Here is a 26,775-nt window from a genome sequence, read left to right on the forward strand (position 1 = left end):
TTCGCTGCACTGGCTTTCGCGTATCTGGCCATTCTAATGTCCGCAGAGAATATAACGGACTTATTCGCACCTTCCCTTGCTGATTGTCTAATCAATAGCAGCGTATGCTGCGGGCATCAACATTGAAAAATCCTTACCCTAGAGTAAGGATTTTTCGCTGTCGAGTTAAAATACGCTTAATGCAGATGTGCTTACTTACCAGTTCATTTTGGCGGTGAGAGCGACACCATGCATGATTAAGTCTGTATCCTCCCGAGTGAACAGTTGATCTGTTGTATCATCGACATAGGATAGTGTGCTTAAAGCATCATTCCAAATTTCAAATTCATAAGCGAGGCCGAGATCATAGCGAATATCATTTTTGATACCGTTATAGTTCACGCCCAGCTTAGCCTCGGAAACGGAATAGATATGTCTTTCCGTATTGTCGAACGAAACAACATCGTCATCATCATCTTTGGCAAAGTAACTAAATTCATTGCGACCATAGAGTAGTGAGGTGCCGAGCATACCGGTAACACTTAGGTTGCTATTGGGTTTCTGCCAAGTCGCATCAATGGTTGCACGCGGGCCAATACCTTCAAAGTCATTCCTCTGTTTAACTTGAATGTACTCAGAACCGTTATCGTAGAATGCTTTCAGTTGATCATCGAGGGAAGCATATCGAAGCCCGCCACCCAAGCGTATACTGAGCTGATCACCAATGGCGAGATGTTGTGCAAAGCCCGCATCGATAACATCGTAGCCCAAGTCATAGGAGGCTTTGGCTGCATCGATTTCTTCGTCTTGATCAAAGTTAAGCTCTTCTTCCGGTACAAGCTTGGGGTTTAACTCCAAACTTCCCCCTGGGTCCTGAATAGAATCAGAGGCAGAAGAGGACAGGTGTGTATATTGGGCATAGCCTTCCACGCCATTTTCATAGAAGTGCCCCACCCCTATGCGGATGCCAGGCTTATACTCGGTCTCAACATCGACGCCTTTACTTTGTAATCCATTACTTTGATTGGTGGTTTGAGCATACGTTAGGCGATCATTCTCCGGACGTTTAATTAATACACCCACTTCGGTGTAAGACCCAGTTTCATGCTGTTTCACTTTGATCGACGAATTGGCAACCTCACCAGACTCATCTAATGCCATCGCGAGTTCGAGTTTTTGCTTGGTCATGGCAAGCTCACGCTCAGCCTTAGCGGCCTCCGCTTTAGCCATCTGAGCTTGTTTTTGTAGCGCGCTTTGCTGATTTTTTAACTCAAGAATCATTTGATATAACTCTTGATTTGACGGAGATGTATCCGCCGCTGCAACTGGCGCTGCAACCATAGCGGTAAGCACTGATAATGCGATTAGGCTTTTCATTGGTTTCATGTTCTTCATTCGAGTTGTCCCTTCTTATAAATATCTCAGTCAATCAGCATCAAGGCCTTATCAAGTAACAACGCGACTCCATAACAGCAGACTGTGATGCTTAGAAAACAGGCTAATAACCACGCTTCCCAATTAGAGTGTAGTTCAATCTAAGCGTGGTAACGGTGATGTTTGAGTGGCTTTATTGATATAGCGCAAGATTTAAATAATGGCTAGAGATAAAACCTCACTTGAGCGAATGAGATGTTGTTAGATCGACTCTGTCATCGGCTATAAGAAATATGTTGTTGATTGAAGCGGGTCGCGTGTTTTGATGCAAAGAAAAGTCGTGTTAGCCGTGGCTTTTCTTCAGCGAGAATGATGCAGAAGGGGGAGTAGCTTGTGGTGGCAAACACTGATTCGGCTATGTTGATAGGGATGTAATCGAACAGTAGAGATGGATTTTGCTTGAACGACATTTCGGTAGATTGATAGTTAATGCACTCGAGGTGTGTGCGTGGCGGTTATTGTTGCAACATTAGTCGTACAGCCTTGAGGTTGGAGGGGTGATCCCATTCACGGGCGCCGACAATGGTTTCGATCAATTCACCCTCGGCGTTGATAACAAAGCTCGAAGGCATGCCGGCGATGTTGAGCTGTGAAAAAGCCTGTCCTTGGCTATCGAGGTAAATGGGCAACGTAAAGTCGAACGTTTGCTGAGCAAAAAATTGCGTTATGGTGGTGTTACTTTGCCCTAAATTAACCGTGATCACTTGAAACACCTCAGGATCGAAGTGTTGCTGTAGCCGTTGCAGCGAAGGCATCTCCTCCACGCAGGGCGGGCACCAGGTGGCCCAGAAGTTAACCAGTACGAGTTTGCCCTGATGGTGTTTTAAATCCGCTTGAGAGCCATCGAGCTGGTTGAGCTGAAGCTGATCATAAAAGGATTCTGCTGCCGATGAGGCAGGTATCGCGCTGATGTACAACAAGGTGACGAGCAGCAGTTGTTGTAGGCTTATTAAAGGTGTTGCTTGAGTTGATTGATTATGAATGAGGAATCGCATCTTTTGAGCCTAGCAATTAAAGGTGTTTGCATATCTATCATTAGCATAGAATACTCAGACTATAACAATAGTCAGCCTTAGGGTGGAGAGAGAAACGTATGAAAGTTGCATTTATCGGTCTCGGCGTTATGGGTTATCCCATGGCAGGTCATTTGGCAAACGCGGGCCATGAAGTCACTGTTTATAATCGCACGGCCAGTAAAGCCGCTCAATGGTGTCAGCAATACAAGGGGAGCAGTGCGGTGACGCCAGCGGAGGCGGCGAGAGATGCTGCCATTGTGTTCACCTGTGTAGGTAATGATGATGATTTGCGGCAGGTGGTTTGCGGTTCGCAAGGTGTGTTTAGTCGTATGGCGCAAGGTGCAATATTGGTTGATCATACCACCGCTTCAGCTGAAATAGCACGGGAGTTAGCGATGACGGCCGCCGAGCAAGGCTTGGCCTTTCTCGATGCGCCGGTGTCCGGTGGTCAGGCGGGGGCTGAAAATGGCGTTTTGAGTATCATGATCGGTGGCGAGCCAGCCATCGTTGATACGGTTATGCCGGTGATTGATTGTTATGCAAAATCAGCCAAATTGCTGGGGCCGGCGGGCTCTGGTCAGTTAGCTAAAATGGTCAATCAGATCTGTATTGCAGGGTTGGTGCAAGGGCTCGCCGAAGGGGTGCATTTTGCTAAACAGGCGGGATTAGATGCTGCCGCGGTGTTTGAGGTGATTCAGCATGGTGCTGCAGGTTCATGGCAGATGTCTAACCGGCATCAGACGATGATTGATAATGAATTCGATTTTGGCTTTGCCGTCGATTGGATGCGAAAAGATCTAAATATCACTTTAGATGAAGCGCGTCGAAATGGGGCGCAATTGCCGGTCACGGCGCTGGTTGATCAGTTCTATGCCGAAGTCCAGAAACTGGGTGGTCATCGCTGGGATACATCGAGCCTAGTTAAGCGTTTAGAGGAATAAGCGTCTAGAAGGAATAAGCGGTGTCTTCCGTCGGCCTTGTACTTGCGGCGAGTGCGTTTGGGCTGGATTCGGCTTTTTCACGGAGATGTCGCTCCTATGTCTGTGAATAGGCCTTTTAGGCTATTGTGCCTGAGAAAAGATGCTCTATAATCGCGGCTAATAACTAAAAAATATATAACCACATAAATTATCCGCTATTTCATAATAGCGGTAACACATGAGGACAGTTCTATGGCCGATAAATACAGCATGATCTCTTTTGTGCCCAGCATGGTGATCGTTTCAGCAATGGTAGTGGGTACATTCGTTGGTATTTACTACCTGCGTAAGTGTATGGCAAAAGATGCTGCTAAAGCGGCTCAGCGCGCAGATTAATCTTGATTAATAGCAAAAAAAGCAGCTTTTGAGCTGCTTTTTTTATGTCTTTTATTTGGCGGTTGTCACTTAGTGCTTTTAAGATTCCAATGATCAGGCACGATAAAGCCTCGGTCTATTTCTCGCCAAAGATTGCTGAGCGGGTCAAATTGTAGCCGCGCAATCAGCTTGGGCGTGGTGACACCATCGGCCCTTTCTATCAGTTCTGAACAGGAAAGCGTTTCCTGAAAGTTGCATTGCGCTAGCGCCAACCAGCGGGGCTTCATTAGCATGACATATTGATATTCAGATCCCAATGAAGCCACCTGGCTGCCTCTCAGCCACCATCCTTTGAGATGGTCGGGATTAACCGGAGCCGGGGGATGATAATCTTGCCAGTGCCTGTAGGGGTAAAATAAATAGCCACGTATGAGCAGAGAATGCTTGTCTGGCAGTAACCCAAGCGCAGCGGCTTGATCTTTGCCAGCCTCGGTGTGCGATAGGCGCAACTGATGGTCGATCAGTCGTTGCCATTTTTTATCGAGTCGATCGGAACGATTTGGACCGATGAAATCGTTTAGTTCACAGTGATTGGGGTCTTCAGATACACACAGGTAAAACTTCACGGCGGCTTCAAGGTGGGTATTAAAACCGTCTTTAAAAGCCATTAAAAAGTCATACTCACCTACCGTTGTTTTATCTCTGTTTACTTGCACATTACATTTAATATCATTAGGTTGTATGAATGTATTAATATATATTCTAACTAAATCTTCAAAATAATACCCGAGTCTAAATTGAGCTTGCTGACGTAATGCATTCAGCAGCGGTTGAGGATGTTTATCGAGCTCGGCTAAGCGTTCGTGTATCCCCGATTGGGTAAATAATCCGTCCGATGATTGGCTATCTGACAGTGTCATGAGTGACGGACTGACGATTAACCAGTGCAGGTCGCGAACAATTTCGTGCTGATAAGTGAAGGACGATGGTAGGGTAATTAATTCAGTACCCTGCTTGAGGTAATGCTTTGAAGATGGGGTCATAGCTCTAAATATTCACATTAATGTGAAAAGCTCATACAGTAATAAGATATCATTAACTCTACTCTACTTTTTTCAGGATGTCTCATGGCAGCAAATAAACGCGTAGCTGATTTGAACAGTTTACCCGCAGAACAGGATCGTCACCCTTTGATGAGCGACTCTGATATCAACACGATTATGCTCAACGGCGCGATGATCTCTCTTTCTAAACTTAAGCGCGCTCAAAGCTTTAACGCTCGGCTTTATCATTATGCCGAAATCAGTGTTTACCTTGAGGTTAGTTTATCTCGTGGTGCGGGTATTTCAGACAGTACGCGTGAGCAGCTTGAAGACATTCACCGGGAAGCGACGCATTACCATATGGATGCTAATAAGTTATTGAATGTTCTTGAGATGTAGAAGGTCGCACAGTTAGAATATCGAGATGAATGATACCCCCGATAATGACTCATTGGCTGAGCTAAATAAGCAGCAAGAACAGCAAATTAGCACAGCATTTGATAGTCAGAGCTTTCTCGCACGACTCACTCGCAGGCCCGGCATCTATCAGATGTTCAATCAGCGTGGAGAGATTCTCTATGTTGGTAAAGCGAAAAACCTTAAGAATCGAGTCAGTAGCTATTTTCGTTCAACTGGGTTGAATGTGAAAACTCAAGCGCTGGTGAGTCGAATCGCCGATATTCAGGTGACGGTGACTCATAGCGAAACCGAAGCGTTGTTGCTCGAACAAAACTTAATCAAAACCAATCGTCCGCCCTATAATATTTTGCTCAGGGATGATAAATCTTACCCCTATATCTTTGTTTCCACAGGGCAACAATACCCGGCGGTGCGCTTTCATCGCGGCGCAAAGCGGCAAAAAGGGCGTTATTTTGGGCCGTTTCCCAGCAGTGCTGCGGTGCGTGATAGCCTGACGATTATGCAGAAGGTATTTCGCATCCGTCAGTGTGAAGAAAGCTTTTTTAAAAACCGATCACGCCCTTGCCTGCAATATCAAATCCACCGCTGTAGCGCTCCCTGTGTTGAGATTCCCTCGCCAGAGGCTTATCAGGCTGACATCCGTCATGCGATGATGTTTTTGGAAGGCAAAAACAGCAAGATTAAAGATGAGCTGGCAGAACAGATGGAGCACGCTTCCGAGCAGTTGGATTTCGAAGCGGCGGCGATTTACCGCGATCAAATTGTCAGTCTGCAGCAAGTGCAGGAGCAGCAGCATGTGAGCGGTCAGAGCGGTGATGCCGATGTGATCGGTTGTGCGCAGCAGTCGGGTTCAGTGTGTATGCATATGCTGTTTGTTCGAGGCGGGCGGATAATCGGTAGTAAGGTTTATCATCCTCGTTTCGGTATTGAAGAGACGCCGCAAGAGTTGTTATCCGCCTTTATTGCGCAGTGGTATCTCGGCAGCGGTCGAGAGATTCCGCCGGTATTGATTACGGTTGTCGAAGCGGCTGATCATGAAGTGCTAGAAGAGGCATTGAGTGAGCGTAGTGGTCGTAAGGTAAAGCTGGTGCATCGAGTTCGATCGGATAAAGCCGGCTGGCAAAAGCTAGCCCAAACCAATGCCGAACAGAACTTACAAAGTCATTTAGCCAGTAAACAGAGTATCTATAATCGATATTTAGCCTTGCAAGAAGCGTTGCAGTTGGATGCGATGCCGCAACGCATGGAGTGCTTTGATATCAGTCATAGTTCCGGTGAAGCCACGGTCGCCTCTTGTGTGGTGTTTGATCGAAATGGCCCGCTAAAATCGGATTATCGTCACTTTAATATCAACGATATTACGCCCGGCGATGATTATGCCGCTATGCATCAGGCGCTGACGCGACGTTATACTCGGCTTAAGAAAGGCGAGGGAAAGTTACCGGATATTTTGTGGATTGATGGCGGTAAAGGGCAGGTGTCGCAAGCGATTGAGGTGTTGGCCGAATTACAGATCGATGAAGTACTGATTGTCGGTGTCGCCAAAGGTAGCGATCGAAAAGCGGGGCTTGAAACCTTGATTATGGGAGATAGCGGGGTGGAAATCGCGCTAAAGGCCGACTCGCCAGCACTGCATTTAATACAGTATATTCGTGATGAATCGCATCGCTTTGCCATTACGGGTCACCGCGCTAGGCGGGGTAAAGCGCGCCGCACATCCTCTTTAGAGGGTATTTCCGGCGTGGGGCCAAAGCGGCGGCGAGAGCTATTGAAGCATTTCGGTAGTGTGTCATCTATTGAGACGGCAAGTGTTGAAGAAATCGGAAAAGTCTCTACTATAAGCCGCAAAATTGCAGAAGATATATATGCTGCCTTACATCATGACCCTTAACGCTGCGGTCGCTTTATTACTCAGTCTCGTTGAACAGGAAAGTTAAACATCGATGAAAATCCCAAATATCCTGACATTACTACGCATCGTATTGATTCCTGTATTTGTTTTAATTTACTACCTTCCTTATGCGTGGGGACCGATGGCGGCGGCTGTGGTGTTTGCGTTTGCCGCGGTGACCGACTGGTTTGATGGTTATCTGGCGCGCAAGTTAGATCAAACATCGCCCTTCGGGGCTTTTTTAGATCCCGTAGCGGATAAGCTGATGGTCGCCACCGCGTTGGTGTTACTGGTTGATACTTATTCGGTTTTTTGGGTTACTGTACCCGCGATTGTGATTATCGGGCGAGAGATCGTTATTTCGGCATTACGCGAGTGGATGGCCGAGCTGGGTAAGCGAGCCAATATTGCCGTTTCGTATGTGGGCAAGCTAAAAACAGCGTTACAGATGCTATCGATTTTAATCATGTTGGGCTTTGCGCCGTATACACTGGTTGCATGGATCGGTATCGGGGCGCTCTATCTAGCGTCTGTGCTGACTCTTTGGTCAATGTATATTTACCTTAAAGCGGCATGGCCAGATCTGACAGAGGATATTTGATCAATCATTATACAGTTCTAACTTGTTAATCTGATTACACTTTTTTCTGCTTAAAAGTGGTTGACATAAAAGGAGAGCTGTCTATAATACGCACCACTTCTTAGGAAGTACGCGGAATTAGCTCAGTTGGTAGAGCGGAACCTTGCCAAGGTTCAGGTCGTCGGTTCGAGCCCGATATTCCGCTCCAGTCTTACTGCTTTACTTAGAGTAAGATTGGTTGGTAAATTAGTTTACCATGAGGCGCGGTGGCAGAGTGGTCATGCAGCGGACTGCAACTCCGTGAACGCCGGTTCGATTCCGACCCGCGCCTCCATTTACTTTATGTTTGCCCGGATGATGGAATCGGTAGACATAGGAGACTTAAAATCTCCCGACTGAAAGGTCGTGCCGGTTCAAGTCCGGCTCCGGGCACCATTTTATGATCACCAAATCTTAAAATGGTTGCACTTATATAAAGTAAATCTACATATTGTTAAGCGGAATTAGCTCAGTTGGTAGAGCGGAACCTTGCCAAGGTTCAGGTCGTCGGTTCGAGCCCGATATTCCGCTCCAACTTCTTTTCTTTTTTATTGCGCTTTTTTTGTAGTACTCTTCCTTAGTTTGCCCTCTGCTTTTATTTATTTCTGTTTTCTATTTTTCATTTAAATCGCTTTATCGCTTGGAAAAAATTTCTAGGGTCGTATCCAGCATACGGTTTGAGAAGCCCCATTCATTGTCATACCAAGCAAATACCTTGACTAGGCCATCCATCACATGGGTTTGATTGCTGTCAAAGATAGACGAGGCTGAGTGATGATTGAAATCGACAGACACTAGCGGCAGCTCGTTATATTCCAGTATACCTTTTAAGCTCTCTTGTGAGGCTTGCTGCATGAGTTGATTTATTTCATCGACAGACGTTTTGCGACCCGGCTTGAAGCACAGATCAACCAGCGAGACGTTAGCGGTGGGTACTCGTACTGCTAGGCCTGTCAGCTTACCTTTGAGTTCAGGCATAACAATACCGACCGCTTCGGCTGCACCAGTGCGAGTCGGGATCATTGATAGGCCTGCTGCGCGTGCACGATAGATATCATTACTATAAACGTCCAGTAGATGCTGATCGTTGGTGTAGGCGTGTATGGTGGTCATGATGCCTTCGGTAATGCCGATGTTATCGTTCAGAATTTTTGCCATCGGCGCTAGGCAATTGGTTGTGCAGGAGGCATTGGATATGACTTTGTGCTCAGGTTTTAGAATTGAGTGATTGACGCCGTAAACAATGGTGGCGTCAGCATGTTTAGCTGGCGCTGAGACGAGGACGCGTTTAGCGCCTTGCGCTAGGTGAACCGCGGCGGCTTCCCGGGTGGTGAAGTGGCCAGTGCATTCATAGACAATATCAATGTCGAGTTCCGCCCAAGGCAGGGCGTGAGGGTCGGCTTCATTGATAATTTGGATGGCATCACCGGCAACGGTCATGACGTTGTCTTCTGCGCTGATAGGCTGATTAAAGTGGCCATGAACGCTATCGAATTCGGTTAGGTGGGCATTGACCTTGCTGTTGCCTAGATCGTTAATTGCAATAATTTTAATCTGGCTGTTTTTGCCTGATTCATACAGGGCGCGGAGTATATTGCGGCCTATACGACCATAACCATTAATGGCGACTCTGATGGGCATGGTGTGCTCCTTGTATTGCATGAGTTTAGGGACGGTGCGAATACTCTTCGGACATTAGAATGGCCAGATACGCGAAAGTCAGAGGCGTAATTGACTTATTCGCACCTTCCTTAGTTTCAGCATAAAACGATAATCATAGAAAGCAAGATATATGCGTCGTTAAGGTATTGAAGTGTGGTGGTTTTATGGCGCAGCTAATAGCTTTTGAGAAGGGTGGCGGGTTGTCTGGTGGCTAGGCTGAGTCTCAGGTATAATCAATACTTAATATGTACTCTGTATTTTTAATATCAATGTAGCCTATCAATGACTCATACAACCCAGTCTCCTAAAACCTATGAACGAGTATTTGAGATTGCGGATAGTTTGCTCGCGCAAGGGCGTAGACCGACGCAGCAGTTAGTCCGCAATGAACTAGGGGCGGGTAGCCTCACAACCATCAATAAGGCATTAAATGATTGGTGGCAGGGGCTAGGTGAGCGCTTGTTACAGCAAAATGCTCGCCCAGAAATTCCCGAGCCGGTATTTAACAGTGCGAATGTGTTGTGGCAGCAAGCACTGACCTATGCAGAGCATCAGCTGTCTGAGCAGCGCAAGCAACTAGAGCGACATTATCAAGCGCTAAAAGCTGAGCTAGAAGCGCAAAATTCAAAAAGCCATACTGACTTGCGTCATCTGCAAGACCTTTCTGACAAACTAATGGCTGAAAATCAGCATAACCTTGCGTATATTGCAGAGTTGCAAGAAAAGCAGCAGGCTCAGGATGAGCGTGAGATGCGACTCGAAGCGGATAATCGTAATTTAATCCGACAGGTTAAAGAAAACGAGATCACTTTGACTCAGTTCGAACAGAGTAGTGGTCGCGATCAGCAGCAGGAATTACTGGAATACAAACACAAAAGTCAGTACCTTGAGGAGGAGTCTTCAAGACTGCAGCAGCACTTGCAAGTGCTACAGGATGAGAATCGGCATCTTAGAGCTTCTTTGCTGGATGTCGAGCGTCGCGGAATTAAAGAAAAATATCAGTTAGAGCAGGTGATTAGTCAGCAAGATCTGCGTTATCAAGAGCTCGAACAGCATGCCGCTTCAAAAGACCTTGAGCCGCTCGAGCAGCGATTAAAAGACAAAGAGCGTGAAATTGAACGACTTCATTCTTTGTTAGAAAGCTTTAAATTAAAGTAATAAGTTATTGAAAAACAGGGATTATGGATACATACCTAGATAAAGGTTCGGACTACTCGGAGGTTCTTGATGGTATCAAGAGCTGTGATCCGGATGGCTCGGTCTGTTGTACCGATGAGGCGGTTTTTAACCTTGCTAAGGTTGTTTTGGTTAAAGAAAAGCTGGCCGGTATTACGCTGCAGTTAGTCGATGAGCAGGGTTATGCTATTCGTCAGGTAACCAGTAAAAGGCCCGCCGATGATCAGCCCAGTGATCGACACTTGAGTACTCGGCAGGCTGCTGTCATTAGAGCGCTGGAGAAGGTGTTAATGCATTGCAAAAAAGAGGGCATCAAGTTGGTTGGCTATAGTGATGAGTTGGTTGCCATGCCTATTGTTGTGCGTTCGGATGATGTATCTCCCGCGGTGGCGTTGGATATTGACACTCACGGTGTCTATCGAGGCGCGGATAGTATGATTGAAAATGAGAAGCTTGAATGATGGCGATGTTGTTAGTCATTGATTGAGCGTGTCGTTTGACATGATATTCAAAAGGATCTGAGTTATACATGAGTACGATTAAGGTATTACTGGTTGATGATCATCCGGTTGTGAGGGCGGGCTTTCAGCGCTTGCTAGATAATGATAATCGAATTGATATCGTTGCTGAAGCAAGTAGTGGTCAGGAGGCCGTTGAAAGATATTTTTCAGTCCGCCCTGATGTGGTGATTATGGATCTATCGATGCCAACGGATGCCTCGGTTGACGGTGTTGCGCAGGCATATGGTGGGCTCGAAGCGATTCGAGTGATTCGCGCTAAAGATTCCGCTGCTCGAGTTCTGGTGCTTACGGTGATGGAAAATGAGCCGTTCCCTGCGCATGTTGTGCAAGCTGGGGCTTCTGGTTATCTTACTAAGCGTTGCGCGCCAGACGAGCTTCTTAAAGCGGTTTACGAGGTGTCAGAAGGGCGTACCTATTACGCAGAAAGTATTCGTCAGATGATTCTCCCAGGTGGTAGTGATTCTTGCTCACCCTTCGTTAAGCTTACCAAGCGAGAATTCCAGATATTTTCCTGCCTGGCGCAGGGTAAATCAGCCGCTCAGATAGCTGAGGATATGTTTCTCAGTCCAAAAACAGTGCACGCTCATCGCGCGAATATTCTGCGCAAACTGAGTATAAGTAATAACTCTGAGCTTGTGCATCTCGCTATTCGTCATAATATTGTAGAAGCCTGAAACGTTTATTCAGGGCGTAAATGTAGAGTCGGCTATGGAGTCGGCTTGATGGTTTATGCATGCTTAACAGAGGCCTATTCTATGCACCGTCAGGATCAATCAGAACTCATACTCGAAGCTGACTTTCTTTGGCGTGAAATCAACGTCGGCGATGATATCTATCTCGATGCAGACTTTTATAGAGAGCATCGACGCTTACTGTGTCAGGGTGTTCCATACCAAGTATTAGCGAAAATAGATAAAACATGCGGCGCTCAGGAGTTGATTGTACAGTCATATCAGACTCAAGAGCTGATCGCGGTTTCACCTTACTTAGTCTGTAGTTATGAATCTCCAGAGCAACCGATCCTCATTTCATAAGTCATTTAATGGTTTATATTTCAAGCGGATTATCGAGTCATCGGTGAGTCCTTTAAACATCCTTCCAAGTCCCAGAGTAGGCCATCTAGGATGGCCTTTGCTGTTGTTTTGCGCGTTAAAAACTCGCTCACTGCTAAGCGCAGAATTAAGGAGCAGCAAGCCTTTCTGATTCATTTTCGGCGTTAAAAGCAGCGATTTTTGTCTCTATAACGTACTCATATTCATTCCAGTCATTAAAAATGAAGTAAGCCTTAGCTAAGCCCTAAGGGCCTATATACGTGAGCTTTAGCCTAAACATTATACTTCGTATAATGTTTATTATGTTAAATAGACTGTTATTAATAAGCTTACACACTGGGTCAGCCAGTTTGCTAGCTAAGAGAGCAGCGATTTAACCTAATGCTGGTGATGGAAGCCGTTTGTCTCTTTTCTTGAATCCTTAAGGGGCTCTTTGTATCGAGGCGACCAGCCTCTTCTTTTGCTAGCGATCTATCACGGATGAACGGCTATCGAACGCGTGCGGAGAAGCGTGTTAAATTCTTTTTGTGGGTGGATTAGTGGTTTCATGCAATCTACACGCGCTGTGGGTTCATCGTGTTGATCCACCTTTCTGGGTCAGTCAGTTTGCTAGCGATCTATCACGGATGAACGGTTATCGAACGCGTGCGGAGAAGCGTGTTAAATTCTTTTTTGTGGGTGGATTAGTGGTTTCATGAAATCTACACGCGCTGTGGGTTCATCGTGTTGATCCACCTTTTTTGCGGCTAATCGAAGGTCTATGTCTGGGCTTTTATTTATGAGCAAACCCAGGGCCTTGTTAGTGGTATTGTGTTGGCCAAACGGTGTAAATCGAACTGTGTGAATCACACGACACGAATCAGCATGGGTATTGATTGAGTATCGGTGTTTTAAAAGCGCACGTTGCTGCGCTGGCATTGAAACGTCGAACAGCATAATGGTGTGCTTGTCTAAAGAGCTTGTCTAAAGTGCTTAATCAAAGCGCAAAATTAAGAGCGGCTCGATAGACAGATGCGGCTCTGAAACTAAGCACTAACAATAGGCACTTAGCATAGGCACTAACAACAGGCTCTGGTCGCGAGTTTATTGAGCGTCTCACTCAATCCTATGTAAACTGAGTCGGCAGATGAACGTTCGTCATCAAGCTTAACGCGTCTCGTCTGAATAAGAAGTCACTGAACCGACAACTGATCTGCATAGATCACCTGATGAATTGATTGTCGGACTGATTGGCAGATTAATCACTGACAGAGAGCCATGCGCGTTGCGATTGGCGTTGCGATTGTCCTGATGGCTTCAGCATATTGATGTTAAGAACATTGGTTTAAGAGCATTCATTTAAGAACATTGGTTTAAGATCTATGCGTAAAGGAAGTCGCGCGAGGTTTACAGTGCAGCTGCTGTTGTGACATTGAAGCCAAGACATTGATTGTGGCTTGAAGGTCGTTAACTGGATAGAAATTCAGTGGGCGATGAAATCAACGACATGGTTAAGGTGCGAGATCATCATACAGAGGCGTTAAGCATAAACAGCATGAAATAAGCCATTTTAGACGATACATCCTATTACCAGTAGTAGACACTACTGGTAATGAGGCTATTTATAGGCTGCCTGTGTCTACCTTTTTTGTGGTTTCAGTTGAACTTGAAACTCCTGCACTCAGTATCTAAGTACTTGTGACTAACCCTACATACTTTCATGCCGAATAAGGCTTTATTACTCATTAATGTTGATAGGTTTGAGTTTCGTGCGGAGAGCTTCGAAGAATTCTATTTCGCGGGTAATGTGTCGTAAAGAGCAACCTAGCGCACGCTGCCCATTACTTCTTTTTAGCTGATCTTTGAGTCGTTCTGCATTCCATCCCAGAAATCAGAATCCATCTCTTTGATTTCGATATGTTGCTTAGTTTGCATGCCAAGGCTGTAGTCATACATATACTTAGTCAATTGCTCACCATTGATCAAAACCAAGTTGGTTGCGCCGTTGAGACCTTCAACATAAGCAACCGCGCCAGAACTGTATGACGACGTGGTAATGAAGACGCCTTTTTGTTGGATTGAGCTACAGCCAGAGCCAGAGCCAGAGCCAGAGCCAGAGCGCCTATAAGCCTATAAACTGCTGAACTTCTTCTTCGCGTCCTACGGTGTTATTCCTTGCATAACACTTAACCTGGATATGAATTTTCCCTAGCACGAGCACATCTTCTTTAATCATCCCGTCAATACCGCCATCATTTGAGGCTTGTATGACCGTTCCTGCGTTTTTTACTTCTCCGCCATAGCCCATTAGCTTCATCAGCTTCATCAGCTTAACAACTAAACCTTCAAACTCTGCTGCTGTTTTACTGAGCACCGTATCTATAATTTGGTCGTAAGTAGACTGGCGGATGCTCTCATGGGCTGTATTCAGTATTTCTTGAGGGTTTGATTGTTTTCCATTAAAAGATCAGAAGACTCATCAAGCCGCCCTTCTTCTGCTTTCCTGGCTTTTGGCTCGGCGGCTCTCAAAGCTATTCGATCTTTTACAAACGGCTGAATCTCCTCAGAGCTTTTATCCAGAAAACGTTGAGCCTTATCGGTATTTTTAAAGTAATGGCTGCTAAGCCGGTTCGCCAAACACGCTTTGTTCCAGCGCACCCCAAATAGACGATAAACCATCTTCGCGTTCATTAGCGAACAGCTGAAATGTTTCAGGCGCCTTTTGACTTGTCGCTTACCTTTTAGGCGAACTACCGAGAAATCCTCGGTAGTAGCCCATTTTTAGCATGGTATTGCCCAGTATATCGCTCAATCACCAATCCAGATTTTTGATCTCTTTCAGGGTGACGCCTGTTAAGGCGACTGTAAAACGGGTTTGATCATGGGTAAACACGCTGCACTGTCGGCGTTGAATTGTCGTGATATTGGCATGCCAGTCACCCAGCAGGGATGGCTTATTGTCTAACTTAGCAGGCACATCAAAGCCTGCTTTGAGTAATTTATCAGCCAGTTTCTTGGTAACGTGAATTATCATATTGTTTATGTAACTAGTTGATAACTATAGTTTATTGTTATTGATAAGCATATCAAACACCACTCGTGCAAACCCTTGAGCTACCTGCGGGTTACTCAATATCTGCATCATCTGATTCTGGTGGGCATCGGAACTATCCATCACCGCATCATCAACCGCTTGAGGGAAGTCGCCGAGAAAAGCTTGCTCAGAGGAGTTGTTACGAATCTGATGCATGACTCTATCGTTCTCCCCTATTTTGTCCGCTACGGTACGGGCATAGTTAAGCATGTCGTCATCGGTGAGGTTGTCGGTGATAAACAGCTCGTTAAGGCGCTGTAGGATAACCGACAAAAACTCCTCTTTCTTATCTTTCGCTTTGGCAGAACCGATATCGGTATTCGGGTCGAGGGTGTAATCGGGCGCATCCTCTTTCAGCTTAAGATCTTGCTGACGAATCTTCGACAGGCGGTAATGACTCAGGGTGACGTTACTCAGATCGACATCATCATCGTCACTGACTTTTTCCCGCAACATGGGCCGAAGGTGGCGCGCATACAGGCTGAGTTTTTCCAGCTCTTTATCGTCATAATCGACAATCTGTGACATAAACTCATAAAAGCGAACAAAGCTGCCGAGGTCTTTCTTGAAGATCTCTAGCCTGTCTTTTTCCTGCTTGCACTCTGTAAAACTATTTTCGGCATTGGCGATCAGCGTTGCATCTCCAGTATGCTTGGTTCGTTCAAAGATATCTTTGGCTTGCTTGTAGGCATCAATCGCAGAAGCATAGCGTTTCTGCCAGCGTTCGACGGCCGGTTTACAGATATTACTGATGGCCGCATTGCTCTTATTCGGAACGAAGAAGGCAGTACAAAACTGTTCGACTTCACGCCAAGTAAAAATACCCTGCGCTTTAAGCTTCTCACAGAGATCATGAACCAGATTGGGATCAGAAACGTCGGTGAGTTCAGCGGTTTGATAATAGGGCTGAAAGGCGTCGAGAATGTCCTGAGGGTCATTAAAGAAATCCAACACAAAGGTGCCTGATTCGGCTTTACCTGGATAAGTTCGGTTCAAACGTGACAAGGTTTGCACACATTCGACGCCTCCCAACTTTTTATCTACGTACATGGCGCAAAGCTTGGGTTGGTCAAAACCTGTCTGAAATTTATTGGCAACCAACATCACCTGATAATCATCGGCATCAAAAGCCTTACGCATATCACGCCCTTTAAGCGCGGGATTCATATTGCTTTCGGTAAACTTCTCACCGATAAGCCCCGTGGTATTAGGGTCATTCTCGTTAAACTCTACCTCGCCTGAGAACGCGACCATCGCTGTGATGTTTTTGTATTTGTTCTCAGCAACGTACTTATCAAACGCCAACTTGTAGCGTACCGCTTCCTTACGGGAACTGGTCACCACCATCGCCTTCGCTTGCCCGCCTAATAGGCCTTTTACATTGGCTTTAAAGTGCTCGATGATCACCTGTACTTTTTGCGCAATATTGTAATCGTGCAACCGCACCCATTGGTTCAGTTTGACCTTGGCGCGTTTGCTATCCACCTCTTTATCCTGCTCTCGGGCTTTTTCCGCAAGGTTATAAGCCACCTTGTAACTGGTGTAGTTTTTCAGCACATCGAGGATAAAGCCTTCCTCAATCGCTTGGCGCATACTGTAAACATGATAAGCCTCGGGCTTATTGGTGGATGACGCAGACAAGTCAGGTTCGGGTGAGCGGCCAAACAGTTCCAAGGTTTTCGATTTAGGCGTAGCAGTAAAGGCAAAATAACTGAGGTTTTGTGAGCCTTTTCGGGCGCTAATAGTAGCGTCCAAAATATCTTCTGATGTTAACTCATCATCAATCGGCTCGGTCGAGTCGGTCATCAGCACTTCTTTCAACTGACGCGCCGTCGAGCCTGACTGGGATGAATGGGCCTCATCGGCAATCACCGCATAGTTACGCGCTTTCAGGTTGACGCTGTTCTCAATCGCCTTAAGCACAAAGGGGAAGGTCTGAATGGTCACGATAATAATCGGCTGAGCATCTTCCAACGCGCTGGCCAGTTTTTCTGATTTAGATCCCTGCCCCTCTTTGTTATTGATTCGCCCGACCACACCATCGGCATGTTCAAACTGATAGATGGTGTCCTGTAGCTGATCATCGAGTACGGTACGGTCGGTGACCACAATCACCGAATGAAAGCGTTTATTACCCTTAGCATCATACAGTGAGGCGAGTTGGTGAGCGGTCCACGCGATAGAGTTTGATTTACCCGAGCCCGCACTGTGTTGCACTAAGTATTTATGGCCTGGGCCGTTGTCACGAGCATCCCCAACCAGTTTATTGACGACATCCCACTGATGATAACGGGGGAAGATCATGGTCTCTTTCTTGCTCTTTTTACCCTGCCAGTCCTCTTTATCGTCGATTTGCAGATGAACAAACTTAGCTAAAATTTTCAGCAGATTATCGGGGGCCAGCACCTCATTCCACAGGTAAGCCGTGGCATACTCATTCGGATCAGCAGGAACATCATTACCCGCCGCGCCCTCGGCAGTGCCTTTGTTGAACGGCAGGAAGAAAGTGTTCTCTCCTTCCAGTTTTGTCGCCATATAAACTTCATACTGACTTACCGCAAAATGCACCAACGCGCCGCGTTTAAAGGTAAGCAGCGGTTCAGGTTTATTGGTCACGGGGTCTTTCGGCAGGCGGGTCAGTTTGTATTGTTTGATCGCATTATTAATCGCCTGCTTAAACTCAGATTTCAGTTCCAGCGTGGCGATAGGCAGGCCATTAAGAAACAACACGAGATCGATGCGCCATTTTTTGGCCTGTTTACCTGTTTCAGCCAGATGCGCCTCGGTGGCATAAGGGCTATACACTAATTCAGGCACCACCCGTAGACGGTTCTTCTGGTAGCGCACTAAGGTATCAGGATTGAGATTATGATCAGGCTTAAACTGGCAGAGACGAAAACGAGTGCCGCGATCTTTGAGTTCATTACGCAACACGCCCAAGGTACCAAAGGTTCGCAGATCCTTGCTGGCGGCATTCGGGTCAGCCTTAGATAGCTGAGCAGCTACCCGCTCCAAGAAGTGTTGTTCAGGGTTTTGCGGATAGAGTTTGCCGTATTTTTGCCATTGTTCAGGCTGAGTCTCATGCACAAAACCGAGCAGGTCCTCTTCATACAGCGCCAGCTTACGGTTATAGCCCGAGGGTTGACCGAGCAACCAGCCGTGAGTGACCAGTTGGCGAATAATATCATCCTGAAAGACACATTCTTGTGCTTTATTCATAGCATTTATTTCCGTGTGGCTAGGCGCTTTTGAGCGTTTTCAATCGCATTGTGCAGTTTGGCTTCGAGCTGTTCTTTGGACGGTAATACCGTTAAATATTCCGCAACATGGATACCGGATTTATCCAGCTCTAACAGCTCTATCTGTTCTTGTTTTTTACTCGCGCAAAGGACAATGCCCAATGGCGGTAATTCATCGGTTTCTTGTTCATACTTGGCTAACCAGCGCAGGTATAGTTCCATCTGACCTTTGTCTTCGGCTTTAAAGCGGCCCAGCTTCAGATCAATAACGATCAGGCGTTTTAATTTGCGATTATAAAATAGCAGGTCGATATAAAAATCATCGCCATCGATCTGAATACGCTTTTGTCGAGCAATAAAGGTAAAGCCAGCGCCCAGTTCTAGCAGGAACTGCTCTAACTCACGCAAAATGGCATCTTCCAAATCTTTTTCCAGATAGCGATCATTCAGCTGCAAAAAATCCAGTACGTATGGATCTTTTAACAATAAAGCAGGCGTGAGATCGCCCTTCTCGGCAAGTTGTGCCAGGTCATCAAGAATGGTCGCTTCGGGCTGTTTGGAGAGCGCGGTACGCTCATACAACATACTGTCGATACGCTCACGGAGCACCCGAGTTGACCAGTTTTCTTGCGCGGCCATCTGCGTATAAAACTCACGTTGCAGAGGGTCTGACAACGCCAGCAGCTGGATAAAATGGCTCCAGCTTAATTGTGCAGACAGTGTCTGCACAATGTGTTGTTCGGGCAACAGCTCTGCAAAGCGCACCATATTCATCAGATTGCGCTTGCCCCAACCTTTTCCATACAACGCTGTTAACTGCTTGGCCAGCGTTGCAATAACCTGTTTACCATATTCCGCCCGTTGTTCTTTAAGCACCTGGGTATGAATCGCTTGACCCACATGCCAATACAGCAAGGTCAGCTCGGCATTCACCGCTACCGCCGCCCGTTGCCGCGCTTGATCAATCAAACCACGAATCTGTTTAAATAGCGGCGGAATATTGTCAGGTAGTTGGGGTGTCTGACTCATTTATTTACAACCTTGCAAGGGCTAATGATCGCTGTCCAATCGCGCGGCTTAATCGCAAACAGAGATAACGTCAAGCGATCGCCCCAACTGACGAAAAGCAATATTGCCGAGCAGCTTAGACTAAGCCGCATACGTATCGCCTGCTTTGAAGTTGCGCACATCTATTTTGCCTGTGACGGCGGCAGAGATTAGGGCTATTCGCTTTTCTGTAAGCAGGTCGATAGCCAGATTAGCTTTTTGAAGCACTTCGTCGAAATGCTGTTCTATATCGGCAAGGCATGTCATTAAACGTCTTTGCTCTGCGATTGGAGGTACCAGCAATTTAAGGTTAGCAACTGTCTCTGAGTTTAATCCTGAAAGAATCGCGCCACGCCTGTTTCGTGTAATTTGCTCTTCTACGTAGCTTGAACTATGAAGTAAAAATGCTAATAAACCTGGCATGATTGTTCTTTGATCGACTCTCACCCTAATAGTATCTGAATCAATTATTCCTTTCGTGTTAAGTTGTGATATCAATCTAGCGTTTCCCAAGCTACCTTTACGAGTAAGCACGATCTCACCAACAGATAGATGATAGTTTTCTAATTCACTATATCGCTTTGCGGTAATCCATCTGCTTCCTTTAGAAAAGTCTCCCGAAATAGTATTTTCTTGTCCGAAAACTTTGTAGCCTGTTGGATTCGCCTCAAGGCTTTTAAGCATCCCGCCGAAAGGCCCCATTTGAATCCCTGAATCACTATCGACACAATATTTAATTGCCTTTAAATCCCAATGCTCAGGCACTTCACCCAACCACTCAACACCTGAATCTTTCATCGGGACATCGGGGTTTAGACCTTTGGTAACGGCATGGCTGATCACCGCCTGACGCTTCTCTTTCAGCAGTTTGATCAGTTGCTGCTGTTTGTCGATCAGGGTGTCGATCTTGGCGGTTTCATGGTCGAGGAAGTTTACAATGATCCTCTGATCTTCTAGTTCAGGGTATGAAAAAGATAAGCTTTTCCACATGTCAAAGTTAAAGCTTTCAATAGAAACACCATAGCCCTTTAAATATAAAGCACTATTACCCAAACAAAACGCTAAATACCTACGATCGAAACCTGTAGCTAAAGTTATCCTTTGAACAACATTTGAGTAAATTGCATTCTTTACGGGTAGGTGTACATAAGGAGTCCCATTTCTAGTAAGCAGCAAATCTCTATCTGATGTTCGTTTCTGTTGTGGGAAAGTCGAATAGTCTGATTTGAGAGAAGTTTTATTACAAGTGTATAGTACTTCTGAACCATCTCCCCAAAATGTTTTATCAATAACTTCGCCAGCATTATTATCTGTAAACGTATAGGCCAGCCGACTGGTAACCCAATGTTTGGGAACATTGCCTAACCATTCAATACCTGAATACTCGTAATCTAAATATTGTTCATATTTCATCACGAATGCACCTCCCGCAGCAGCTCCATAATCTCTGAGCTTACCTTTTCCAACTCAGCATCAATCTCTTCCAAGCTACGAGGAGGTTGATAGACATAAAAATGCCGATTAAAGGGGATCTCATAGCCGACAATACCGATCTCTTCATCTTTGGCGTCGCGCTTATTCGCATCGATCCACGCATCGGGCACATGAGGAGCCACTTCACGCTCGAAGTAGCTTTCTATCAGGGTTTCAGTGGGCTGCGTGGGATCGAGCGGGACGTTTTCGTTATCCCGCAGGTCGCCATCGGGCTGATATTCCACATACTTGCCATTCACTAAATAGAGGCCGTAGTGTGAATCACCTTTTTTATGTTCAGGATGAACGGTATGTCGCGACGGCATGGATGCCGAGGAGCGACGGATAACAGGCTGCGCGTCAGGGTTCTTCCAACTAATCGCATCCAGCAGTTGTTTCTTCTCTTTGGCATCCAGCTTAATGCCTGTGGCTTTAAGCGCGAGCTTCAGTTGTGCGTCGAACTCGTTGAAATCATTACACTGCCCAGTGATGATTACGCCCTCGCCCATCTGTTCAGCTAGTTGGGTTTGCAGTGTCTGGGCTTTATCGAGCAACGCTTTTTGGAACAACCAGAGTTTGCTGTCCAGCAATTCTTTGATCTGTTTCTCTTTCAGCTCAGGGTAGCTGGCTTTAATCTCGGCCCTGATCTCGATAGTTTGTTCTGCCAGCGCCCCATAATTTGTTTCGTTCCAGTTTGAGCCAAATTGTTCCCAGATCCAGCGCATCGGCGCATTAAAGGGTTTCGGCGCAAAACGCAGTGCTTCCAAGCGTTCATCACTGATCTGTACGGATAACCGCAATGGACGCTCGATGGTAATACGGCGATAGCCGAAGTCGGTGGTATCGAATATTTTGCTGGAGAAGGTTTTGGCGCTCTCGGTTTTGGGGTTGGCCGCTTGGCGTCCTCGACTGCTCTTTTGCTCGGCGGGTTTATCCAGCGACTGATTATCGATAGTTTCAAAACCACCGAAACAGCGGGTGATCATACGGATATCGTCAGCGCTCATCTCATTACGTTTAGAGCCTAGCGATTTACGCATCTTACCGCAGAGGTTGACGGCGTTAATCAGCTGTACCTTACCTTTACGTTCGGCTGATTTCTTATTCGACAGCACCCAAACATACGTCGCGATGCCGGTGTTGTAGAACATATCATTCGGCAAGGCGATAATCGCTTCCAACAGATCGGCTTCGAGGATATAGCGGCGAATCTCACTCTCACCACTTCCCGCGCCACCGGTAAACAAAGGCGAACCGTTGAGGATAATGCCGATACGGCCACCGCCTTCAGCAACGCCTGACTCGTTTATCGAGGTATCGCGCAGCTTACTGATCAGGTGCATCAGAAACAGCAGCGAGCCATCCGACACCCGTGGCAGCCCAGGCCCAAAACGGCCAGCATAGCCCTTCAGGGTATGCTCGTCCTTAATGTCGCCCTCGACCTTTTTCCAGTCCACGCCAAACGGTGGATTAGACAGCATGTAGTCGAACTTATCGGCGTAGAGTTGATCGTTTGATAACGTGTTGCCCAGCTTAATACGGCTAACATCCTGCCCTTTAATCAGCATATCCGCTTTACAGATAGCGTAAGACTCGGGGTTCAACTCTTGCCCAAAGGCACGCATCACCGCATTGGCATTGAGCTCATGTACATATTCCATACCACTCGACAGGAAGCCGCCTGTCCCTGCGGTGGGGTCATAGATGGTGCGGATAATGCCGTCTTTCGTCAGCGCGTCATCATCCTCCATAAACACTAGCGACGTGGTCAGACGGACAATATCCCGTGGGGTAAAGTGTTCCCCTGCGGTCTCATTTGAACTCTCAGCAAAACGGCGGATCAGCTCTTCAAACACCAAGCCCATCTCATGGTTAGAAATAGCGTCAGGACTCAGGTCGGTATTGGCAAACTTCTGTACCACCTTATATAGCAGGTTGGCATCACTCAGCAGGCCGACAAACTCATCAAACTTGAAGTATTCAAAGATCTCGCGGGCGTCTTTGGAGAAACACTGAATGTAATTATCTAGGTTGTCTTTAATTCCCGTTTCCCCCAGTTTATCGAGTGACATGGGGGATGTGTTAAAGAAGTTTTGACTGGTTGCCCGCAGAATCAGCTTGTCAGCGGCTTCCTCAGGCAGGTTCATGCCCTTCACCTTCTCGCATTCGCTCAAAACCGCTTGTTTATCGGCCTCAAGTACACATTCCAAACGACGTAACAGTGTAAACGGCAGAATCACCCGCCCATACTGACTCTGTTTGAAATCACCACGCAGAAGATCGGCCACAGACCAGATGAATGCCGCTGTTTGAGAGAAGTTAGTCATGAAATAGCTTTGCCTTATAAAACGTATTAGCAGAGCCAGCGGGGAAAGAGATGAAGCGTCCACTGCCTCTTTTTTGATTAAGAATCAGTGTACTACAGCGTTCTGCGTTTAAGAAGAGAGGCGCAAAACGATGACGGCGCTTTATGCCTAATCTGGCTACTTTAGCCCTGTTCGGTGTCTGTTGTTGGCCTTTTATCGGTTGAGGCGGTGTCGCACAAAGAGCGGCTTCAGTCGAAGAACAGTCTTGCTTGTGAATACGTCAGATGATAGCTTATCGGGGTGTGTTTAATCGCGGTTTATGCCATAGCAATCTACTGTTTTTAAAGGTTTTTTTATAAAAAATAGTTTGAAAAACGGTTGCCTTGCACCCTAACCCCGTCGATAAACACCGGCTTGATTGCTAATAACCTGAAGGTTTTCCCTGTGTCGACATCTAGCTTTGCGGGCATGCCGCTGTTTGATTCTGCTAAACACTTTAATCAGATCCCGCGAAATGTACTGTTTCCTGATCAAGCGCCGGCGGTAGAAGCCTTTGTGCTCGGTGTTGATGTTGACGGTGCTATCGATGATTATCGTTATACCAAGGCGTTTCTCACCAGTTATAGCAAAAAGAGCCAAGACACTTACGATAAATTTAGAGGCGATGCCGAACGTTTGTTGCTGTGGGCGTGGTTGATTAAACGACGTTCGGTGGCGATGCTGCGCCGCAGTGACTTGGAAGAGTACACCGATTTTGTCGCCAAGCCCGATCCAAACTGGCAGACGGTGAGTATCGAGCGGCGCTTCTTAATGGTTGAAGGTGTGCGTCAGCCCAATCCACAGTGGCGGCCTTTTCGGCTGGCGGGCGCGGGTAAAGGTCGTCTCAATACCAAATCGTGGCAGGGGTTGTTCTCTAATCTCAGTGTGTTTTTTAATTACTTAATGGCGGAAGATTATGCCCCCGGCAACCATATTCCGATTGTGAAGAAAAACTGCCCCTATCTGCGTCAGGAAACCGGCATTAATACCGCGCGTCGCTTATCTGAATTGCAATGGGAATACCTACTCAGTGCGGCTAAATCGATGGCCGATACTGATGTTCAGCATGAAAGAACCTTGTTTGTGGTTGCTACGCTTAAGTCGCTTAAGCTGCGTATTTCAGAGCTTTCTGAAAGGCCGAATTGGTTACCGGTGATGTCTCATTTTCATCGAGATCATGAGGGTAATTGGTGGTTTCGTACTTATGGTAAAGGTTCTAAGGAACGCGATGTCTCTATCTCCAATGAGTATTTAGATTTTCTCAAACGCTATCGGCTACATCGAGGGTTAACCCCTCTTCCCGCTAAAGATTCAGCCGAGCCGGTGGTGGATTCACGGGTTAAACATCGCGGCATTGGTAGTCGTCAATTGAGGAATATTGTCGAGTCAGCCCTGGAAGAAGGTTGTCATGCGCTATTAAAGGATGGTTTTGAGGTTGAAGCCTCGGAGTTACGCGCGGCAACGACTCATTGGTTGCGTCATACCGGTGCCTCCATGGAAGTGGCTGCCGGTCGTAACCTGGCGCATGTACAGGCAGATCTAGGTCATGGGAGCATTAGAACAACCGATGAGCTGTATGTGGATTCCGATAACATGGAGCGCGCATCCAGTGCCAAGGGGCAAGAGGTATAACGCTAGCGCGCACTGATTGTCAGTGCCAACAACGATGACGGCTGAAAAAGCTTAGGGAATACTCCTAATGCAGTTTCGTCCCGCTTCTTTGGCCAGATATAGCGCTTTATCCGCCATGCGCAAAAAACTATCCGGCGTTGTTTGCTGTTGCCCCGGGATTAATGAGACAAAGCCGACACTGACCGTTACCACACCGCCGCTAGCGCTAGGGTGTTTGATTGCCAGTGCTTCTACATTACAACGAATCTCTTCCGCAATGAGTTCAGCCTGCGCTAAGTTGCTATAGGCCGAGATAATACAGAACTCCTCTCCGCCGTATCGGGCGACTAAATCGCTGGCTCGGCGGGCGCTATTTTGCAACACAGTAGCCACTTGTCGCAAGCACTCATCACCTTCCTGATGTCCATACACATCGTTGTAGGTTTTAAACAGATCGATGTCAATCATGATCAGCGAGATGGGCTGTTGAATATGCCCAGTACGATTCCACTCTTGGATTAACGCTTCATCAAAGCGTCTTCGATTATATAGCCCCGTGAGTGAATCTTTGACGGACAGCTCAGATAACTGACAGTTTGCAAGATGCAGCGCCTGATTGCTTTCACGTAGTTGCGCTTCTCTTACTGCCGTCTCTTTTGTTTTTAACCAGAAAACCTTAAGCGCATGCCCTAAGCGGCCTAGTTCATCATTGCCGGTGGGGGGTAAGTCAATATCGAGGTTGCCTGCGGCGACCTCCTGTATGGATTGGCTCAGCCAGGTTAATCTAGCAATGATGTATTGATGGATATGAAAATACATCAGGAATACTAAGCCTATCAGACCGATAGAGCTGATAGATAACATGACCAAAAAGAAGCGATTGCGGGTATTATTGGCTTCTATTTTTGCTTCATCAATGGTTTGCACACCAAAGGTCACCAGTTGTTCCGCTTGAAGCTCTATCTGCTTCGTCAGTTCTTGGTTTTTCTGTACAATAATCCGTCCTTCGGTAAGCAAAGAGAGTTCTTTGCTGCGCAAGTTAAGTACGCCGTTATCGGATTTAATCAAACGATGTAATTCATTAAATGGCGCTTCAAGCTCAACGACTAGACTCGACGGTAAATCTTGATAATATCTTTGAGAATTACTTAAGATGGCTTCCAAAATGTTCGCGTCGTGAAGCAGAGCGATCTTTGTTTCTGCTTTACTGGCGACCTGTAGTTTACTGTGTAAGGATTCTATTGCCCCGTAAAATTGCGCGATGGGCATGGCCTTACTGACACTTCGAATTAAAGTAACCGTTTGTGATAAGGGAGGATTCGGTTGTGAAATGAGGTGTTCAATTACTCTACTGTCGCTCTGCAGTATGCGTATGCGATAGGTTAAGCTTTGTTGAAAGTTCTGCTGATTTAATAATGCCTGATCGTGTTGTTGATTACGTAACGCTTCAATACCACGACGTTGGCGTACAATCGATTTCAGTGTTTGTACGTTTTCATCTAATGAGAACGCTAAATCATGAATAGCAGACACTTCTCTTTGGGTTTTATCGAGCGAATCTATTGATTCTTTAAAGGTATTAAGTTTCTTTTCTAAGTCGTTGAAAGCTTTCAGCTCTTCGGTATTTGATAGATCGAAACCTAATGGCGATGCGCTTGATACAAGCGCATCAGCCGCCTTTGCGACACGTAAAATTTCAATACTCGTCGGGATACGTTCCGAGAGGATATTATCTAAAGAAGCACCGACTCTATCGGCGGCGATCAGTGCGGTGATGGTTAAGCCAATTAAGATGACGCACATTGTGCCAAACCCCAACAGGAGGCTGGCACGGATACTTAAGTTGCTTAAAGCTGATAAAGCTCTTTCCATGTGAAAA

At 46.4% G+C, this 26,775-nt stretch carries 23 protein-coding genes and 4 tRNA genes; 14 read left to right on the forward strand and 13 right to left on the reverse strand.

Annotated elements, in window-relative coordinates; translation table 11 throughout:
* Positions 1–195: 195 nt before the first annotated feature.
* Positions 196–1,374: an Lpg1974 family pore-forming outer membrane protein gene (locus tag Q4488_RS14610; protein WP_303581220.1), complete on the reverse strand. Its 1,179-nt coding sequence runs from the start codon at positions 1,372–1,374 to the stop codon at positions 196–198.
* Positions 1,375–1,868: 494 nt separating this feature from the next.
* Complete coding sequence (locus Q4488_RS14615; RefSeq protein WP_303581221.1) at positions 1,869–2,408, reverse strand: TlpA disulfide reductase family protein; 540 nt, start codon at positions 2,406–2,408, stop codon at positions 1,869–1,871.
* Positions 2,409–2,506: 98 nt separating this feature from the next.
* On the opposite strand from Q4488_RS14615, the gene Q4488_RS14620 reads away from it, so the two are divergent.
* Together Q4488_RS14620 and Q4488_RS14625 are read left to right on the forward strand one after the other, a co-directional pair.
* On the forward strand, positions 2,507–3,370 hold the full coding sequence (locus Q4488_RS14620; RefSeq protein ID WP_303581222.1) for an NAD(P)-dependent oxidoreductase: 864 nt from the start codon (positions 2,507–2,509) through the stop codon (positions 3,368–3,370).
* 231 nt (positions 3,371–3,601) lie between these two features.
* Complete coding sequence (locus tag Q4488_RS14625; protein WP_303581223.1) at positions 3,602–3,745, forward strand: hypothetical protein; 144 nt, start codon at positions 3,602–3,604, stop codon at positions 3,743–3,745.
* Between the two features lie 65 nt (positions 3,746–3,810).
* Here Q4488_RS14625 and Q4488_RS14630 read toward each other — a convergent pair whose 3' ends face one another.
* Positions 3,811–4,767, reverse strand: a complete 957-nt coding sequence (locus Q4488_RS14630) for a DUF1853 family protein (protein WP_303581224.1) — start codon at positions 4,765–4,767, stop codon at positions 3,811–3,813.
* A gap of 84 nt (positions 4,768–4,851) precedes the next feature.
* Here Q4488_RS14630 and Q4488_RS14635 point away from each other — a divergent pair, with 84 nt between their 5' ends.
* From Q4488_RS14635 to Q4488_RS14665, 7 genes are all read left to right on the forward strand, one after another.
* Positions 4,852–5,166: an excinuclease ABC subunit C gene (locus Q4488_RS14635; protein ID WP_303581225.1), complete on the forward strand. Its 315-nt coding sequence runs from the start codon at positions 4,852–4,854 to the stop codon at positions 5,164–5,166.
* A 25-nt stretch (positions 5,167–5,191) separates the two neighbouring features.
* Entirely contained in the window at positions 5,192–7,078 is a 1,887-nt protein-coding gene (uvrC, locus tag Q4488_RS14640; protein WP_368411583.1) for an excinuclease ABC subunit UvrC, read from the forward strand.
* Positions 7,079–7,130: 52 nt separating this feature from the next.
* Entirely contained in the window at positions 7,131–7,679 is a 549-nt protein-coding gene (pgsA, locus tag Q4488_RS14645) for a CDP-diacylglycerol--glycerol-3-phosphate 3-phosphatidyltransferase (RefSeq protein WP_303581226.1), read from the forward strand.
* A gap of 111 nt (positions 7,680–7,790) precedes the next feature.
* Positions 7,791–7,866 (forward strand) — tRNA-Gly (locus tag Q4488_RS14650).
* Between the two features lie 52 nt (positions 7,867–7,918).
* Positions 7,919–7,992, forward strand: a tRNA-Cys gene (locus Q4488_RS14655).
* A gap of 14 nt (positions 7,993–8,006) precedes the next feature.
* Positions 8,007–8,093 (forward strand) — tRNA-Leu (locus tag Q4488_RS14660).
* A 62-nt stretch (positions 8,094–8,155) separates the two neighbouring features.
* A tRNA-Gly gene (locus Q4488_RS14665) sits at positions 8,156–8,231 on the forward strand.
* Between the two features lie 99 nt (positions 8,232–8,330).
* On the opposite strand, the gene gap is transcribed toward Q4488_RS14665, so the two are convergent.
* Positions 8,331–9,338: a type I glyceraldehyde-3-phosphate dehydrogenase gene (gene gap, locus Q4488_RS14670; RefSeq protein WP_303581227.1), complete on the reverse strand. Its 1,008-nt coding sequence runs from the start codon at positions 9,336–9,338 to the stop codon at positions 8,331–8,333.
* Between the two features lie 303 nt (positions 9,339–9,641).
* Between gap and Q4488_RS14675 the strand changes: the two genes are divergently transcribed.
* From Q4488_RS14675 to Q4488_RS14690, 4 genes are all read left to right on the forward strand, one after another.
* On the forward strand, positions 9,642–10,517 hold the full coding sequence (locus Q4488_RS14675; RefSeq protein WP_303581228.1) for a DNA-binding protein: 876 nt from the start codon (positions 9,642–9,644) through the stop codon (positions 10,515–10,517).
* Between the two features lie 23 nt (positions 10,518–10,540).
* Entirely contained in the window at positions 10,541–10,996 is a 456-nt protein-coding gene (locus Q4488_RS14680; RefSeq protein ID WP_303581229.1) for a response regulator, read from the forward strand.
* A gap of 68 nt (positions 10,997–11,064) precedes the next feature.
* Complete coding sequence (locus Q4488_RS14685) at positions 11,065–11,730, forward strand: response regulator transcription factor (protein ID WP_303581230.1); 666 nt, start codon at positions 11,065–11,067, stop codon at positions 11,728–11,730.
* Positions 11,731–11,811: 81 nt separating this feature from the next.
* On the forward strand, positions 11,812–12,090 hold the full coding sequence (locus Q4488_RS14690; protein WP_303581231.1) for a hypothetical protein: 279 nt from the start codon (positions 11,812–11,814) through the stop codon (positions 12,088–12,090).
* A 1,848-nt stretch (positions 12,091–13,938) separates the two neighbouring features.
* On the opposite strand, the gene Q4488_RS18845 is transcribed toward Q4488_RS14690, so the two are convergent.
* From Q4488_RS18845 to Q4488_RS14725, 8 genes are all read right to left on the reverse strand, one after another.
* Positions 13,939–14,166, reverse strand: a complete 228-nt coding sequence (locus Q4488_RS18845) for a restriction endonuclease (protein ID WP_368411584.1) — start codon at positions 14,164–14,166, stop codon at positions 13,939–13,941.
* A gap of 43 nt (positions 14,167–14,209) precedes the next feature.
* Positions 14,210–14,461 carry a restriction endonuclease gene (locus tag Q4488_RS14695; RefSeq protein ID WP_303581232.1) on the reverse strand — a complete coding sequence of 84 codons (252 nt, stop codon included), beginning with the start codon at positions 14,459–14,461 and terminating at the stop codon, positions 14,210–14,212.
* 53 nt (positions 14,462–14,514) lie between these two features.
* A complete protein-coding gene (locus tag Q4488_RS14700) occupies positions 14,515–14,778 on the reverse strand; it encodes a hypothetical protein (RefSeq protein ID WP_303581233.1) in 264 nt (87 codons plus the stop codon).
* Between the two features lie 121 nt (positions 14,779–14,899).
* Positions 14,900–15,121, reverse strand: coding sequence for a hypothetical protein (locus Q4488_RS14705; RefSeq protein WP_303581234.1), 222 nt, complete (start codon positions 15,119–15,121; stop codon positions 14,900–14,902).
* A gap of 24 nt (positions 15,122–15,145) precedes the next feature.
* Entirely contained in the window at positions 15,146–18,400 is a 3,255-nt protein-coding gene (locus Q4488_RS14710) for a type I restriction endonuclease subunit R (RefSeq protein ID WP_303581235.1), read from the reverse strand.
* 5 nt (positions 18,401–18,405) lie between these two features.
* Entirely contained in the window at positions 18,406–19,449 is a 1,044-nt protein-coding gene (locus Q4488_RS14715) for a YhcG family protein (protein ID WP_303581236.1), read from the reverse strand.
* Between the two features lie 120 nt (positions 19,450–19,569).
* Positions 19,570–20,880, reverse strand: a complete 1,311-nt coding sequence (locus Q4488_RS14720; protein WP_303581237.1) for a restriction endonuclease subunit S — start codon at positions 20,878–20,880, stop codon at positions 19,570–19,572.
* Positions 20,880–23,267 (reverse strand): class I SAM-dependent DNA methyltransferase, encoded by a 2,388-nt coding sequence (locus Q4488_RS14725; protein ID WP_303581238.1) that lies wholly within the window; start codon positions 23,265–23,267, stop codon positions 20,880–20,882. Before Q4488_RS14725 ends, Q4488_RS14720 begins: the two co-directional genes overlap by 1 nt.
* Positions 23,268–23,690: 423 nt before the next feature.
* Between Q4488_RS14725 and Q4488_RS14730 the strand changes: the two genes are divergently transcribed.
* Positions 23,691–24,917 carry a site-specific integrase gene (locus Q4488_RS14730; protein ID WP_303581239.1) on the forward strand — a complete coding sequence of 409 codons (1,227 nt, stop codon included), beginning with the start codon at positions 23,691–23,693 and terminating at the stop codon, positions 24,915–24,917.
* Between the two features lie 51 nt (positions 24,918–24,968).
* Here Q4488_RS14730 and Q4488_RS14735 read toward each other — a convergent pair whose 3' ends face one another.
* Positions 24,969–26,768 carry a diguanylate cyclase gene (locus Q4488_RS14735; protein ID WP_303581240.1) on the reverse strand — a complete coding sequence of 600 codons (1,800 nt, stop codon included), beginning with the start codon at positions 26,766–26,768 and terminating at the stop codon, positions 24,969–24,971.
* Positions 26,769–26,775 lie beyond the last annotated feature (7 nt).

Origin of the sequence: Amphritea sp. 1_MG-2023, from assembly GCF_030547545.1 — a bacterium.
Taxonomy (GTDB): Bacteria; Pseudomonadota; Gammaproteobacteria; order Pseudomonadales; family Balneatricaceae; genus Amphritea.

Excerpts from the sequence above, each read along its gene's own strand:
- Q4488_RS14610 (WP_303581220.1), bottom strand. The coding sequence starts at position 1,374 with ATGAAGAACATGAAACCAATGAAAAGCCTAATCGCATTATCAGTGCTT.
- Q4488_RS14615 (WP_303581221.1), bottom strand. The coding sequence starts at position 2,408 with ATGCGATTCCTCATTCATAATCAATCAACTCAAGCAACACCTTTAATA.
- Q4488_RS14620 (WP_303581222.1), top strand. The coding sequence starts at position 2,507 with ATGAAAGTTGCATTTATCGGTCTCGGCGTTATGGGTTATCCCATGGCA.
- Q4488_RS14625 (WP_303581223.1), top strand. The coding sequence starts at position 3,602 with ATGGCCGATAAATACAGCATGATCTCTTTTGTGCCCAGCATGGTGATC.
- Q4488_RS14630 (WP_303581224.1), bottom strand. The coding sequence starts at position 4,767 with ATGACCCCATCTTCAAAGCATTACCTCAAGCAGGGTACTGAATTAATT.
- Q4488_RS14635 (WP_303581225.1), top strand. The coding sequence starts at position 4,852 with ATGGCAGCAAATAAACGCGTAGCTGATTTGAACAGTTTACCCGCAGAA.
- uvrC (WP_368411583.1), top strand. The coding sequence starts at position 5,192 with ATGAATGATACCCCCGATAATGACTCATTGGCTGAGCTAAATAAGCAG.
- pgsA (WP_303581226.1), top strand. The coding sequence starts at position 7,131 with ATGAAAATCCCAAATATCCTGACATTACTACGCATCGTATTGATTCCT.
- gap (WP_303581227.1), bottom strand. The coding sequence starts at position 9,338 with ATGCCCATCAGAGTCGCCATTAATGGTTATGGTCGTATAGGCCGCAAT.
- Q4488_RS14675 (WP_303581228.1), top strand. The coding sequence starts at position 9,642 with ATGACTCATACAACCCAGTCTCCTAAAACCTATGAACGAGTATTTGAG.
- Q4488_RS14680 (WP_303581229.1), top strand. The coding sequence starts at position 10,541 with ATGGATACATACCTAGATAAAGGTTCGGACTACTCGGAGGTTCTTGAT.
- Q4488_RS14685 (WP_303581230.1), top strand. The coding sequence starts at position 11,065 with ATGAGTACGATTAAGGTATTACTGGTTGATGATCATCCGGTTGTGAGG.
- Q4488_RS14690 (WP_303581231.1), top strand. The coding sequence starts at position 11,812 with ATGCACCGTCAGGATCAATCAGAACTCATACTCGAAGCTGACTTTCTT.
- Q4488_RS14700 (WP_303581233.1), bottom strand. The coding sequence starts at position 14,778 with ATGAACGCGAAGATGGTTTATCGTCTATTTGGGGTGCGCTGGAACAAA.
- Q4488_RS14705 (WP_303581234.1), bottom strand. The coding sequence starts at position 15,121 with ATGATAATTCACGTTACCAAGAAACTGGCTGATAAATTACTCAAAGCA.
- Q4488_RS14710 (WP_303581235.1), bottom strand. The coding sequence starts at position 18,400 with ATGAATAAAGCACAAGAATGTGTCTTTCAGGATGATATTATTCGCCAA.
- Q4488_RS14715 (WP_303581236.1), bottom strand. The coding sequence starts at position 19,449 with ATGAGTCAGACACCCCAACTACCTGACAATATTCCGCCGCTATTTAAA.
- Q4488_RS14720 (WP_303581237.1), bottom strand. The coding sequence starts at position 20,880 with ATGAAATATGAACAATATTTAGATTACGAGTATTCAGGTATTGAATGG.
- Q4488_RS14725 (WP_303581238.1), bottom strand. The coding sequence starts at position 23,267 with ATGACTAACTTCTCTCAAACAGCGGCATTCATCTGGTCTGTGGCCGAT.
- Q4488_RS14735 (WP_303581240.1), bottom strand. The coding sequence starts at position 26,768 with ATGGAAAGAGCTTTATCAGCTTTAAGCAACTTAAGTATCCGTGCCAGC.